Below are 12,894 nucleotides of genomic sequence, written 5' to 3' on the forward strand. Positions count from 1 at the left end.
CACGGTGCCCGGCGGGGCGGTCCCGCCGGGCACCGGCCCGGTTTCAGGCCGGCCGGCCCGTCACCCCGGCCCCGCCGTCGCCGGACACCGGAACCGTGTCCCATCCGTGCCGGCGCAGCCCCGCTGCGACGGCCGCGGGCGGAGCGCCCTCGTAGAGCACGTGCAGCACCCCTCCCGGAGCGAGCAGCGCGCGCAGCACCTCCAGCTCGGGGCCGGGGTCACGGGTCCAGAACAGGTTCACGTTCACCGTGAGCGCGACGTCGACCGTGCCGTCCTCGATCCGCAGCCCGGCCAGGTCGGACCGCACGACGGTGAGCACGCCGGCGTCGACGAAGGCCGCGCAGCGTTCGGCGGTCCGCGCGACGGCGACGGCCGAGCGGTCCACCGCGAGCATCCCGCCGCCCGCGACCGGGTCGAGCCGCGGGCAGACCAACGACGCCACCGCCCCCGGTCCGCAGCCCACCTCCAGCACACGGGTGCCGGGCCGCGCCCCGACGACGGCGGCCGCGAACCGCGCCCGAGCCGGGACCACCCGCGTCGCCACACCGGCGATCGTGGCACGGACCGGGCGCGGACAGGCATCATCGAGGAGGTGGACGAGGTGGTGGGACCCGAGCAGATCCGTATCTCCGACGCCGAACGCCAGGCCGTCGCCGACCGGCTGCGCGCCGCCCACGCCGAGGGCTACCTCGACCTCGCCGAGTACGACGAGCGCCTGACCGAGGTCTGGCGGATGCGCACCCGCGGCGACCTGGGCCGGGTCACCCGGGACCTGCCCGCCTCCTCGGCCCCGTCCCGGCGCGACGGTGTGGTGTTCTCCGCGACGGCCGGGGGCGTCGCGATGCGGGTCCTGACGGTGATCTGGCTGTGCATCACCGCCGCGGCCGCCGCCGGGACCTCGGTGCTGGCGTTGCTGACCGACCTGAGCCCGTGGTGGTTCCTGGTCTTCTCCGCGCCGTCCGGTGCGGTGCTGCTGACGTTGTGGGTCGCGGGCGCGGGACGCCCGCGGCGCGGCGGCCGGTAGCCGCCGCGCCGGAGCCCGTCAGCTGCCCGCCTTCTCCTGCTCGTAGCGCTTGGTCATGGTGTCGACGGCGTCGAGCTGGGTCTGCGCGTGCTTCTCGCGCGTGGAGCTGGCCCGGTCCTTGGCCGCCAGGGTGCCCGCGGCCTGCCCCTGGAACTCGGGCACGACGTACTGGGCGATGAGCTCCCAGGACCGCTTTGTCGCCTCCGGGTTGGCCCACTCGTGGCCGAGCAGCAGCATCGCGCCGAACCCGCCGGACTGGTCGACGAGCTTCTGCACCTGGGCCTTCGCGTCCTCGACGGTGCCGATCGCGCCGATCCCGGCGTCGTTGATGAAGTCGATCATCTCCTTGGCGTCGCCGCCCTCGACCGCCATCTGCGGGAAGGCCGCGACCTTCTGGAAGTAGCGGAACCAGTGCTCGATGCCGTACTCGACCTCGCGGTAGGCCTGTTCCCGGGTCTCGGCGACGTGCATGAGGCCGACCAGGCGCCACTTGCTGCGGTCCGGCGCGGGCTGCCCGTGGTGGGCGGCGCGCTCCTCGACGACGCTCCAGTGGTGGGCCAGCGCGTCGAAGCCGTCCTGGGTGAGGGTGGCGCCGATGGACAGCAGGCCGATCCCGTGCTGCCCCGCCATTCGCGGCCCGGTCGGGGACGCGACGGCGGCGACCGCGATGTCGAAGCACGGGTCGCTGTAGGGCGCGAGCTGCAGCTGGGCGTCGATCAGGTTGTGGGTCCTGGTCTCGGCGTTCACGACCTCGCCGCGCAGCAGCCGCATGATGATGTCGAGGTTCACCTCGAGCAGCTCACGGGTGTCGGTGGGGTTCAGGCCGATCATCGACGAGTCGGTGGGCAGCGAGCCGGGCCCGCAGCCGAGCATCGTGCGTCCGCGGGTGAGGTGGTCGAGCATCACCATGCGGTCGGCCACCCACAGCGGGTTGTGGTAGCTGATGGAGGTGACGCCGGTCCCGAGCCTGATGTTCCGGGTCCGCTCCGCCGCCGCGGCGATGAAGATCTCGGGCGAGGCGATGATCTCCGAGCCCGCGGAGTGGTGTTCGCCGATCCACGCCTCGTCGAAGCCGAGCCGGTCGAGGTGTTCGACGAGCTCGAGGTCGCGCTGCAGCGCGAGGGTGGGGTTCTGACCGGGCTGGTGGAACGGGGCCAGGAAGGTGCCGAATCGCAGTCTGCTCACGGTGACTCCTCGTCGGTCCGGTGCCCACTCCGTCGAGGACACCGCCACGACAGTCCCTACCCGCCGTGACCGGCGTCACGCAAGCGTTGCACGACAGTGGCAGACCGGGTGAACGGCCGGTGTACGGACGTCCGTGACGACCCGATAGGTTCCGCGATCATGGGACACCGCGAGGAGCTTCTGGACGGGGCCGCGCAGTGCCTCTACGAGAAGGGGTTCGGCCGCACGACCGCACGGGACGTGGTGGCCGCTTCCGGGACGAACCTGGCCTCCATCGGCTACCACTTCGGTTCCAAGGACGCCCTGCTCACCGAGGCCCTGCTGCGGGCGACGACGGCCTGGGGCGAGGAGCTCGACCGGGCGCTCGCCGAACCCGCGGGCGGGACCACCGACCCGCAGCGCCGGGTCGAGGAGACCTGGAGCCGGGTGGTCGGCCTGTTCTCCACCCAGCGACGCCTGTGGGCCACCCACGTCGAGGCGCTCGCCCAGGCCGAGCGGCTGCCGGAGCTGCGCGCGAAGCTCGCCGAGGCCCAGCGGGAGGTCCGTGAGGGCCTGGCCCTGACCTTCCACACGCTGCCCGACGACCCGGCCGCCGCGGACCGCCGCGTGCACGTGCTCGGCTCCGTCTACCAGGCGCTGCTCACCGGGCTCATGGTCCAGTGGATGCTCGACCCCGACACCGCGCCGTCGGGTGTGGACATCGCCGAGGGCCTGCGCGCCATCGCCGACCGGGCCGACGCCTTCGCCTGACCCCCCGACGGGTCAGTGCCAGGGCTCGACCCGGCCGATGATCGTCCCGCCGCGGACCGCGCCGGGCTCGGCCACCCGCACGGTGAACGTCCCCAGCGCGAGGAAGCGCAGGGTGACCGTGCCCCCGGCGCTGACGTCGACGGCGCGGCCCTGCTCCGGGACCAGCACCCGGCGCGCGACGTCGCTGCCGACGGTGAGCACCACCGTCGTCCCGCGGCGCACCCGCACCGTCGGGACGGCGGGCTCCGGATGCGTCGCGGAGTGGTCGAACCGGACGGCGGTGAGGCCGTGCGAGTCGGCCTGGGCGGTGACCGTCGGGCCACTCGCGACGGTGCCGGCGGTCGATCCGACCGCACCGCAGCCCGCAGCGGCCGGGGAGAGGACGAGCACCCCGGCGAGCAGCAGCCGGGCCGGTCTCCGCATGCCTCCATGCTGCCGGATGCGCGGCCGACGACCCCGCCCGGTGCACCCGTTCGTGGCGTTCGGCACGATCGGGTCGTGAGCCCGCACCCCAGCGCCCCCGTTCCCCCGACGCTCTTCGACGACGAGCGCGAGCAGCGCTGGCGGTCCCGGTTCACCGCGGCGCGCATGTCGCGCCCCGGCTGGGCCCGCGACGCACCGGCCCGCTCGGTCTACGTCTCCAACGCGACCGGCACCTTCGAGATCCACGCCTGGGACCGCGACTCCGGGGAGCACCGCCAGGTCACCGACCGGCGCAACGGCACCACCTCGGCCGTGCTGCCGCCGGACGGCGGGCACGTCTGGTGGTTCGCCGACACCGACGGCGACGAGTTCGGCCACTGGGTCGCCCAGCCGTGGTCCTCCGGTGCGGGCACCGACACCGTGCCCGCCGTCCCCGGCGCGGGCGACGGCTACCCGGCGGGCCTGGAGATCGGCCGCCGGGTCACCGCGATCGGGGTGTCCACCGACGACGGCACCGTCCTGTCGGTGCACGAGCGCGGCTCCGGCACCGACGCCCGGGAGATCTACCGGCACACCGAGGACGCGGGCGTCGGCGCGCTGTCGGAGGACGAGACGCTGCTGGCGATCTCGCACTCCGAGCACGGCGACTCCCGCCACCCGTCGCTGCGGGTGCTCGACGTCGCCACCGGGGACACCGTCGCCGAGCTGCACGACGGGCCCGGCCGCGGCCTCGCCGCGCTGGAGTTCTCCCCCCTCGCGGGCGACCAGCGGCTGCTCGTCGGCCACGAGCGCCGCGGACGCGACGAGCTTCTGGTCTGGGACCCGACCACCGGTGAGGTCACCGAGCTCGCGGTCGACCTGCCCGGCGAGCTGGTCGGCGGGTTCGTCCCGGACGCCTCGGCGCTGCTCGTCGCGCACACCCACGCCGCCCGCACCCGGCTGTTCCGCTACGTCCTGGCCTCCGGCGAGCTGACCGAGCTGCCCACCGCGCCCGGCTGCGTCGGGTCCGCCGAGGTCCGCGACGACGGCACCGTGGAGTACTCCGCCTCGTCGGCGGCCACCCCGTCGCAGATCCGGGGGCTGCGCCCGGACGGCACCGACGACGTCCTGGTCGCCCCGCCCGGCGAGCGCCCGCCCGGCTCGGTCGCCGTCCGCGACGTGTGGACCGGGGTCCCGGCCGGGCAGGTGCACAGCCTGGTCGCCGAGGCGCCGCGCGTCGACGGCCGTCCGGCGCCCGCGGTGTTCGTGCTGCACGGCGGCCCGCACGCCGCCGACGAGGACCGTTTCGACGCCGGCCGCGCGACCTGGGTCGAGGCCGGGTTCACCGTCGTCGAGGTCAACTACCGGGGCTCCACCGGCTACGGCTCGGCCTGGCGGGACGCGATCGAGGGCAGGCCGGGGCTGACCGAGCTGGAGGACGTCGCCGCCGTCCAGGACGCGCTGGTCGCCGACGGCACCGTCGACCCGGACCGCTGCGCCGTCGACGGCTGGTCCTGGGGCGGGTACCTGTCGCTGCTCGCCGCCGGGACGCAGCCGCAGCGGTGGGCCGCGGCCGTCGCCGGGGTGCCGGTGGCCGACTACGTCGCCGCCTACGCCGACGAGATGGAGCAGCTGCGCGCGTTCGACCGGGCGCTGTTCGGCGGCTCCCCCGACGAGCTGCCCGACCTCTACCGGGAGGCCTCGCCGCTGACCTACGTCGACGAGGTCCGCGTACCGGTCCTGGTGCTGGCCGGGGAGAACGACCCGCGCTGCCCGATCCGGCAGATCGACAACTACCTCGACGCGCTGGCCGGACGCGGGGACGTGACCTACGAGGTCAGCCGGTTCGACGCCGGGCACGGCTCGCTGGTGGTGTCCGACCAGCTGGACCTGATCGCGACCGAGGTCGACTTCGTGCGGCGGGCGCTGGGCTAGTCGCCGAGCAGGCCCAGCACGTTCTCCGGCGGCCGGCCGACGACGGCCCGGTCGCCGTCGATCACCACGGGCCGCTCGATCAGCTTCGGCTCGGCGGCCAGCGCGTCGAGCAGGGTGTCCCGGTCGGCGCCGGCGAGGCCCTGCTCGCGGAACGCGGGCTCGCCGGTGCGGGTGATCGCGAGCGGGTCCTCGGTGCCGAGCGCGGCCAGGGCCCGCTCCAGCTCGGCGCGGGTCGGCGGGTCGTCGAGGTAGCGCCGCACCGTCGGTTCGACGCCGCGGTCGGTCAGCAGCGCGAGGGCGGCGCGGCTCTTCGAGCAGCGCGGGTTGTGCCAGATCTCCACCTGCCGAGCCTAGGACGCACGACGGCCCCGGGGTGTCCCCCGGGGCCGTCGCCGTGCCGAGCGGTCAGCCGCCGTTGCGGACGGCCTGCTCGATCCGGTCGCCGATGTCCTTGTCGACGTTGCGCCAGTACTCGAAGGCGCGCTGCAGGACGGGCTCGGTCACGCCGTCGAGCAGGTGCCCGGCGACGTTGCCGACGAACCGTTCGCGGGCGGCGTCGTCGAAGACCTCGCGGACCATGATCCCGGCCTGGCCCCAGTCGTCGTCCTCCTCGCGGAGGGAGTACGCACTGCGGACCATGTCGCCGTCGGCGTACCAGAGGGCCTCGGAGACCCGCTTCGGGTCGGCCGCCGGGCCGCCGTAGGAGTTCGGCGCGTAGATCGGGTCACGGGTGTTCGTGATCCGCATGGCGCCGTCCTTCTGGTAGTTGTTCACCTCGCTGCGGGGCGCGTTGACCGGGATCTGCTTGTAGTTGACACCGAGCCGGGCGCGGTGGGCGTCGGCGTAGGAGAACCCGCGGGCGAGCAGCATCTTGTCCGGCGACAGCCCGGTGCCGGGCACCAGGTTGTTCGGCTCGAACGCGGCCTGCTCCATCTCGGCGTGGTAGTCCTCGACGTTCCGGTCCAGCGTCAGCTTCCCGACCTTGATCAGCGGGTAGTCGCTGTGCGGCCACACCTTGGTCAGGTCGAACGGGTTGTACCGGTAGGTCTTCGCGTCGGCGAACGGCATGACCTGCACGTACAGCGTCCAGGACGGGTGGTTGCCCGCCTCGATCTCGTTGTAGAGGTCGGCCTGGTGGTAGTCGGGGTCCGAGCCGGCGAGGGTGTCGGCCTCGTCCTGGGTCAGGCACTCCACGCCCTGGTCGGACTTGAAGTGGTACTTCACCCAGACCATCTCGCCGGCCTCGTTGATCCAGCTGTAGGTGTGGCTGGAGTAGCCGTTCATCTGCCGCCAGGTCTTCGGGATGCCCCGGTCACCCATGAGCCAGGTGACCTGGTGCGCCGACTCCGGCGACAGCGTCCAGAAGTCCCACTGCATGTCGTGGTCGCGCAGGTTGTTCGCGACGCGCCGCTTCTGGCTGCGGATGAAGTGCTGGAACTTCATGGGGTCGCGGACGAAGAAGACCGGCGTGTTGTTGCCGACCATGTCCCAGTTGCCCTCGGTCGTCCACAGCTTCAGCGAGAAACCGCGCGGGTCGCGCCAGGTGTCGGGGCTGCCGCGCTCACCGGCGACGGTCGAGAAACGGATCACGCCACGGGACTCGACGCCGGGCTGGAGGAACGCGGCCTTGGTGTACTGCGAGACGTCCTCGGTGGTCTCGAACCGCGCGAACGCCCCACCGCCCTTCGCGTGCGGCTGACGCTCCGGGATGCGCTCCCGGTTGAAGTTCGCCATCTGCTCGATGAGGTAGTGGTCGTTGAGCAGGAGCGGGCCGTCGGGGCCGATCGTCAGCGAGTGCTCGTCGCTGGCGACCGGGCTGCCGGAGTCCGTGGTGGTGGGCTTGGGCTGGTGCGACGTGGTCACGGCCGAGCCTCCTCGTGCGCGTGGTGGGTGGGGCGGCGGGCGGTGCCCCGCCGGGGCGACCGGGACGCTCCCGCGGCTGCGCGGCCGCGTCGCGGTCGGCGGTGTCCGTTCCCCCAGGGACTTCCCGTGCGGTCCCGGCCGAAACCCGAAACCGGTGCGCGACGACGACCGGGCGCGGGTCAGGATGGGGTCGTGCCCGACACCGCCGCCACCGCACCCCGCGCCGGCCTGGGCGCGTTCGCCGACGTGCTGCGCCTGCCCGGGGTCGGTGCGATCACCGCGATCGGCATGGCCGCACGCATCCCCGCGACGGCCGTCGGCGTCACCCTGACCCTGCACACCGTCACCACGCTCGGCTACGGCTTCGGCGCCGCCGGGCTCGTCGCCGCCGCGGTCCCGACCGGGATGGCGATCGGCGCCCCGCTGCTCGGCACGGTGGTCGACCGGCACGGGCTGCGCCCGGTCCTGGCGCTGACGATGACCGCGGGCCTGCTGTTCTGGTCGGTCGCGCCGCTGCTGGGCTACGCCGGTCTGCTCGGCGCCGCCTTCGTCGCCGGCATCCTGACCCTCCCGGTGTTCTCCCTGGTCCGGCAGGTCATCGCGGCCGCCGTCCCGGCCGGACGACGCCGCCCCGCGTTCGCGCTGGACTCGATGACCGTCGAGATCTCCTACATGACCGGGCCCGCCGTCGGGTCGCTGCTGACGGTGTGGCTGGGCTCGGCGACGACGATGCGCGTGATCGGCGCCGGGTTCGTCCTGGCCGGGATCGCGCTGTGGCGGCTCGACCCACCGGTCCGCGCCGACGGCGAGGGGGCCGCCCGCACCGGCCCCCGCCCTCCGCTGCGCAGCTGGCTGACCCGGCCGCTGGTCGGCGCGCTGCTGGCGGTGACCGCCGCGGTGATCGCGATCATGGGCACCGAGTTCGCGTTCATCGCCGCCCTCACCTCCTCCGGGCAGGCGTGGGCGATCGCGCTGGTCAACGCCGTGTGGTGCCTGGCGTCGCTGGTCGGCGGGTTCCTCTACGGCAGCGCCCGCCGCGGCCTGCCGCTGCCGCTGCTGCTCGCCGCGCTCGGGCTGGCGACGCTCCCGGCGGCACTGGCCTGGTCGTGGTGGAGCCTGCTGTTCCTGCTGCTCCCCGCGGGTCTGGCGACCGCGTCGACGCTCGCGGCGGGCAGTGCCGCGATCGGCGACCTCGCCCCGGACCGGGTGCGTGGCCTGGTCACCGGCCTGCAGGGCTCCGCGACGACGCTCGGCATCGCCATCGCGACCCCGCTGGCGGGGGTGCTGGTCGACACCGCCTCTCCCGGCGTGGCGATGCTGGTCTGCGGGTCGGTCGCGGTCGTCGCCGCCGGGGTGGCGGCGCCGCTGCTGCGCGCCCGGGCCTGACCGGCCGGGGCTGCACGGCCGTCGGCGTCACCGAGACGGTCGACGAGCGGTCGCGCAAGTCGGACACTGAGAGAGTCCACAGACGATCGGCGCAGCGCACCGTCCGGACGCGGCGGGCAGGTGTGCCCCTCGGGCAGACTGGACCGAGTGAGCGCACCGCCCCACCCCGACTCCGAGACCCAGCCCATCCCGAGTGGGCGGCCCCGTCGTCGGGGAGGTCGGGTGCGCTGGGGGTTCGCGCTGTTCCTCGGTGCCGCCGCCGCGCTCGCGACGCTGCCCGACCTCGTCGGTCTCGACGCGCACTCGCCGTTCGCGCAGGTCATCGCCTTCCGGCCGCTGATGGTCGCCGCGCTCGGCGTGCTGGTCGTGATCGGCCTCCTGATCACCCTGGCCGCCCGCCGGTTCTGGCCGGTCCCGGTCGTCCTCGCGCTGGTCGCGCTGGTCGGCGCCGCGATGGTGCTCCCCCGCACCGTGGCGGGCCCCGCGCCCACCGGCGGGACCCCGCTGAAGGTGCTGGCGCTCAACGTCTACGAGGGCAACGCCGACACGCAGTCGCTCGCCGCGCTCGTCGCCGCGGAGAACCCCGACGTCGTCTCGATCCCGGAGGCGGGCGGCCGCTACGAGAGCGAGATCGCGCCGCTGCTGGAGCCGCTGGGCTACCGGACGGCGTCCAGCGTCGACCGCTGGGACCGCGACGTCACCGGCAACACCGTGGCCTGGTCGAACCGGCTCGGCGACGTCCGCACCCGGATCGGCAAGGACGTCCGCTTCGACTACATCGAGATCACCGGCGGCGGCCTGGGGAACCTGCGCTTCGTCGCGTTCCACTCCGTCGCCCCCGTCCCGCGCTCGGTCGGGCAGTGGCGCTCGGACCTGGAGACCGTCGCGAAGTGGTGTTCCGGGACGAGCCCGGCGATCGTCGCCGGCGACTTCAACGCGAGCCTCGACCACTCGGTGTTCCGCAACGCGATCCAGGGCTGCGGCGACGCGGGCTCGCAGACCGGCAACGGGCTGGCCGGGACCTGGCCGACCTGGGCGCCGTCGTGGCTGGGGCCGCAGATCGACCACATCGTCTACAACGGCGGGATCGCCGCCGAGTCGTTCGGGACGCGGCTGGTGCCCGGCACCGACCACCGCGCGATCGTGGCGACGCTGCGCCTGCCCTAGACCCGCACACGACGACGGCCGCCGCCCCGGGCTCCGGGACGGCGGCCGTCGTAGCTACGGAGGGGGTCAGCCGGCCGCGGCGACCGTCTCCGCCACCTCGTAGGTGTTCAGGGCGGCACCCTTGCGCAGGTTGTCCCCGCACACGAACAGCTCCAGGGTGTTCGGGAAGTCCAGCGACTGCCGGATCCGGCCCACCACGGTCGGGTCCCCACCGACGGCGTCGGCCGGGGTCGGCCACTCGCCGGCGGCCGGGTCGTCCTTGACGACGATCGTCGGCTGCGCCCCGAGCACCTTGCGGGCGGCGTCGACCGAGACCTCCGAGGAGAAGGTCGCGTGGATCGCCAGCGCGTGCGTGGTGACGACCGGGACGCGCACGCAGGTCGCGGAGACCTTGAGCTCCGGGATCCCGAGGATCTTGCGGGACTCGTTGCGGACCTTCAGCTCCTCCGACGACCAGCCGTCGTCCTTGAGGGAGCCGGCCCACGGCACGACGTTGAGCACCAGCGGAGCCGGGAACGGCGAGTCGCCGCCGACCGGGATCCCGGCCTCGGTCAGGACGGCCGCGACGTCGCCGGCGGCCTTCCCGAGGTCCTTGCCGGCGACCGCGGACAGCTCGGCCTGCAGCTGGTCGATGCCGGGCTGACCGGCACCCGACGCGGCCTGGTACGACGACACGACCAGCGCCTCGAGCCCGAACTCGCGGTGCAGCGCACCCATCGCCGCCATCATCGACAGCGTCGTGCAGTTCGGGTTGGCGATGATGCCCTTGGGCCGCTCGGTCACCTTCTCCGGGTTGACCTCGGGCACGACGAGCGGGACCTCGGGGTCCATCCGGAACGCGCCGGAGTTGTCGACGGCGATCGCGCCGCGGGAGGCGGCGATCGGCGCCCACTCGGCGGAGACCTCGTCCGGCACGTCGAACATCGCGATGTCGACGCCGTCGAAGACCTCGGGCTTGAGCTCCAGGACGGTGATGTCCTGGCCGCGGACCGTCAGCACCTTGCCGGCGCTGCGCGCGGAGGCGATCAGGCGGATCTCGCCCCACGGCACCGACTCGCGGGAGTCGATGATCTCGATCATGGTGGTGCCGACGGCACCGGTCGCGCCGACGAGCGCGAGGACGGGCTTGTCCATGGCCATCTCAGCTCACCGGCCCGTTCCGGCGGCGACCACCGCGTCGTCCTCGGCGCCGAGCTCGAACGCCTCGTGCAGCGCCTGCACCGCGTCGTCCAGCTGGTCGGAGCGGCAGATCACCGAGATCCGGATCTCCGAGGTGTTCATGGTCTCGATGTTGATCCCGGCGTCGGAGAGCGCCTCGCAGAACTTCGCGGTGACGCCGGGGTGGTTGCGCATGCCCGCGCCGACCAGGGACACCTTGCCGATGTCGTTGTCGTAGATCAGCTCGGCGAACCCGATCTCGGCCTTCGCGCGCTCCAGCGCCGCGACGGCGGTGTCACCGTCGGTGCGGGGCAGCGAGAAGGTGATGTCGGTCTTCTTGTCCGCCACGTTGGAGATGTTCTGCAGGACCATGTCGATGTTGATCTCCGCGTCGGCGACCGTGCGGAAGATCTTCGCGGCCATGCCGGGGGTGTCCGGCACACCGGTGACGGTGATCTTGCCTTCGGACCGGTCGTGGGCGACGCCGGTGATGATCGGATTCTCCAACGGGATCTCCTCGATCGAGCCGGAGACCAGGGTGCCCGGCTTGTCGTTGTAGGAACTGCGCACCCGCAGCGGGACGCCGTAGCGGCGGGCGTACTCGACGGCGCGCAGGTGCAGCACCTTGGCGCCGGACGCGGCGAGCTCGAGCATCTCCTCGTAGGTCACCGTCTCGAGCAGGCTCGCCTTGGAGACGATCCGCGGGTCGGCGGTGTAGACGCCGTCGACGTCGGAGTAGATCTCGCAGACGTCGGCGTTCAGCGCGGCCGCGAGCGCGACGGCGGTGGTGTCCGAGCCGCCGCGGCCCAGCGTGGTGATGTCGCGGGAGTCCGCGCTCATGCCCTGGAAGCCGGCGACGAGCACGATGTGCCCCTCGTCGAGGGCCTCACGCAGGCGCCACGGGTTCACCTCGGTGATGCGGGCGTCACCGTGCTTCGAGGTGGTGAGCATGCCCGCCTGCGAGCCGGTGAACGACCGGGCCTCCGCGCCGAGGGCGTGGATCGCCATCGCGACGAGTGCGTTCGAGATCCGCTCACCGGAGGTGAGCAGCATGTCCATCTCCCGCAGCGGGGGCTTCGGGGAGATCTGCTCGGCGAGATCGGTCAGCTCGTCGGTGGTGTCCCCCATGGCGGACACGACGACGACGACATCGTGGCCCTCCTTGCGGGTACGGACGATGCGCTCGGCGACCTTCTTGATCCGCTCCGCGTTCTCGACCGACGAACCGCCGTACTTCTGCACGACGAGGGCCACGCCGACCTCCAATCCTGGCTCCGCGGTGGAGCCGTCGGGTGCTCTCTCTTCGACCGCCGGGATGCGCAGGTGACGCATCGGCGGCGCTGGTCGGAACGGAACAGTACCGGCGAGCGCCGTCCGTTTTCAGGATCTGGACGGTCACCGATGACCCAGACCACACGGGCTCGCCCGCGGACCCCGCGCTCGGGTATGCGCGCGGGCCGCGCGGCACCGGACCGGGGACTCAGGCCCGGACGGGCTGCCGCCTGCCGCGGTGCCGGCGGACCGCGTCGGTGTTGCCGCAGCGTGCGCTGCAGTAGCGCTGCCTGCCGTTGCGGGAGACATCGGCGTAGACGCGGGTGCAGCCCTCGGCGGCGCACCGGCCGAGCCGGTCCATCCCCCGGGTCGCCAGGTGGGTGGCGGTGCCGGTCGCGAGCAGGGCGCGCAGCACACCGGCCAGGCCCAGACCGTCGTCGCGGTGGTGCAGGTGCCAGTGGCCGTCGTGGTCGGTGAGGCGTGGCGGCCCGGTCGACTCGGCGAGCAGGGCGTTGAGCAGCCGTGCCCGTTCCGCGCCCGGCTCGGCGTCGACGACCCCCTCCCACCGGCGCAGGAAGTCGAGCACCGCCGGCAGGTCGGCGCCGACCGGGTCCCAGTCGCGCGTCACCCCGGCGGCGAGGCAGCGTGCGACGAGCTCCCCGGTCGACGACGGCGGCGCGTTCACCAGGTCGGCGGCGAGGAGCGCCGGATCACGTCCGTAAGGGTTGATGTGCACTGACCCATTACAGCAA

The 12,894-nt window shown here is 73.5% G+C and carries 13 protein-coding genes; 5 read left to right on the forward strand and 8 right to left on the reverse strand.

From position 1 onward, the window contains the following. Positions 1-43: 43 nt before the first annotated feature. A complete protein-coding gene (locus KPL60_RS02335) occupies positions 44-544 on the reverse strand; it encodes a bifunctional 2-polyprenyl-6-hydroxyphenol methylase/3-demethylubiquinol 3-O-methyltransferase UbiG (RefSeq protein WP_226354783.1) in 501 nt (166 codons plus the stop codon). A gap of 48 nt (positions 545-592) precedes the next feature. Here KPL60_RS02335 and KPL60_RS02340 point away from each other — a divergent pair, with 48 nt between their 5' ends. Further along, positions 593-1,024, forward strand: a complete 432-nt coding sequence (locus tag KPL60_RS02340) for a DUF1707 domain-containing protein (protein WP_226364732.1) — start codon at positions 593-595, stop codon at positions 1,022-1,024. Between the two features lie 18 nt (positions 1,025-1,042). Here KPL60_RS02340 and KPL60_RS02345 read toward each other — a convergent pair whose 3' ends face one another. After that, a complete protein-coding gene (locus KPL60_RS02345; protein ID WP_226354781.1) occupies positions 1,043-2,209 on the reverse strand; it encodes an LLM class flavin-dependent oxidoreductase in 1,167 nt (388 codons plus the stop codon). 159 nt (positions 2,210-2,368) lie between these two features. Between KPL60_RS02345 and KPL60_RS02350 the strand changes: the two genes are divergently transcribed. Next, entirely contained in the window at positions 2,369-2,959 is a 591-nt protein-coding gene (locus KPL60_RS02350) for a TetR/AcrR family transcriptional regulator (protein WP_062399584.1), read from the forward strand. A 12-nt stretch (positions 2,960-2,971) separates the two neighbouring features. Here KPL60_RS02350 and KPL60_RS02355 read toward each other — a convergent pair whose 3' ends face one another. Continuing rightward, on the reverse strand, positions 2,972-3,382 hold the full coding sequence (locus tag KPL60_RS02355; protein WP_226354780.1) for a hypothetical protein: 411 nt from the start codon (positions 3,380-3,382) through the stop codon (positions 2,972-2,974). A gap of 75 nt (positions 3,383-3,457) precedes the next feature. Here KPL60_RS02355 and KPL60_RS02360 point away from each other — a divergent pair, with 75 nt between their 5' ends. Beyond that, on the forward strand, positions 3,458-5,296 hold the full coding sequence (locus KPL60_RS02360) for a prolyl oligopeptidase family serine peptidase (protein WP_226354779.1): 1,839 nt from the start codon (positions 3,458-3,460) through the stop codon (positions 5,294-5,296). On the opposite strand, the gene arsC is transcribed toward KPL60_RS02360, so the two are convergent. Continuing rightward, entirely contained in the window at positions 5,293-5,637 is a 345-nt protein-coding gene (gene arsC, locus KPL60_RS02365) for an arsenate reductase (glutaredoxin) (protein WP_073575768.1), read from the reverse strand. The genes KPL60_RS02360 and arsC overlap by 4 nt on opposite strands. Positions 5,638-5,701: 64 nt before the next feature. Further along, the gene (locus KPL60_RS02370) at positions 5,702-7,159 is read right to left on the reverse strand and encodes a catalase (RefSeq protein WP_226354778.1); all 1,458 of its coding nucleotides are present in this window, start codon (positions 7,157-7,159) and stop codon (positions 5,702-5,704) included. Positions 7,160-7,351: 192 nt separating this feature from the next. Here KPL60_RS02370 and KPL60_RS02375 point away from each other — a divergent pair, with 192 nt between their 5' ends. Further along, complete coding sequence (locus KPL60_RS02375) at positions 7,352-8,545, forward strand: MFS transporter (protein WP_226354777.1); 1,194 nt, start codon at positions 7,352-7,354, stop codon at positions 8,543-8,545. Positions 8,546-8,767: 222 nt separating this feature from the next. After that, the gene (locus tag KPL60_RS02380; RefSeq protein ID WP_226364733.1) at positions 8,768-9,712 is read left to right on the forward strand and encodes an endonuclease/exonuclease/phosphatase family protein; all 945 of its coding nucleotides are present in this window, start codon (positions 8,768-8,770) and stop codon (positions 9,710-9,712) included. Between the two features lie 66 nt (positions 9,713-9,778). Here the strand turns inward: KPL60_RS02380 and KPL60_RS02385 are convergent, their stop codons facing one another. From KPL60_RS02385 to KPL60_RS02395, 3 genes are all read right to left on the reverse strand, one after another. Next, entirely contained in the window at positions 9,779-10,852 is a 1,074-nt protein-coding gene (locus KPL60_RS02385; RefSeq protein ID WP_062399569.1) for an aspartate-semialdehyde dehydrogenase, read from the reverse strand. 6 nt (positions 10,853-10,858) lie between these two features. Continuing rightward, positions 10,859-12,124, reverse strand: a complete 1,266-nt coding sequence (locus tag KPL60_RS02390) for an aspartate kinase (protein WP_226354774.1) — start codon at positions 12,122-12,124, stop codon at positions 10,859-10,861. A 226-nt stretch (positions 12,125-12,350) separates the two neighbouring features. Beyond that, positions 12,351-12,878 (reverse strand): CGNR zinc finger domain-containing protein, encoded by a 528-nt coding sequence (locus tag KPL60_RS02395; RefSeq protein WP_226364734.1) that lies wholly within the window; start codon positions 12,876-12,878, stop codon positions 12,351-12,353. Between the last annotated feature and the right edge of the window lie 16 nt (positions 12,879-12,894).

Origin of the sequence: Pseudonocardia sp. ICBG162 (genome assembly GCF_020496225.1) — a bacterium.
GTDB classification, from domain to species: domain Bacteria; phylum Actinomycetota; class Actinomycetes; order Mycobacteriales; family Pseudonocardiaceae; genus Pseudonocardia; species Pseudonocardia alni.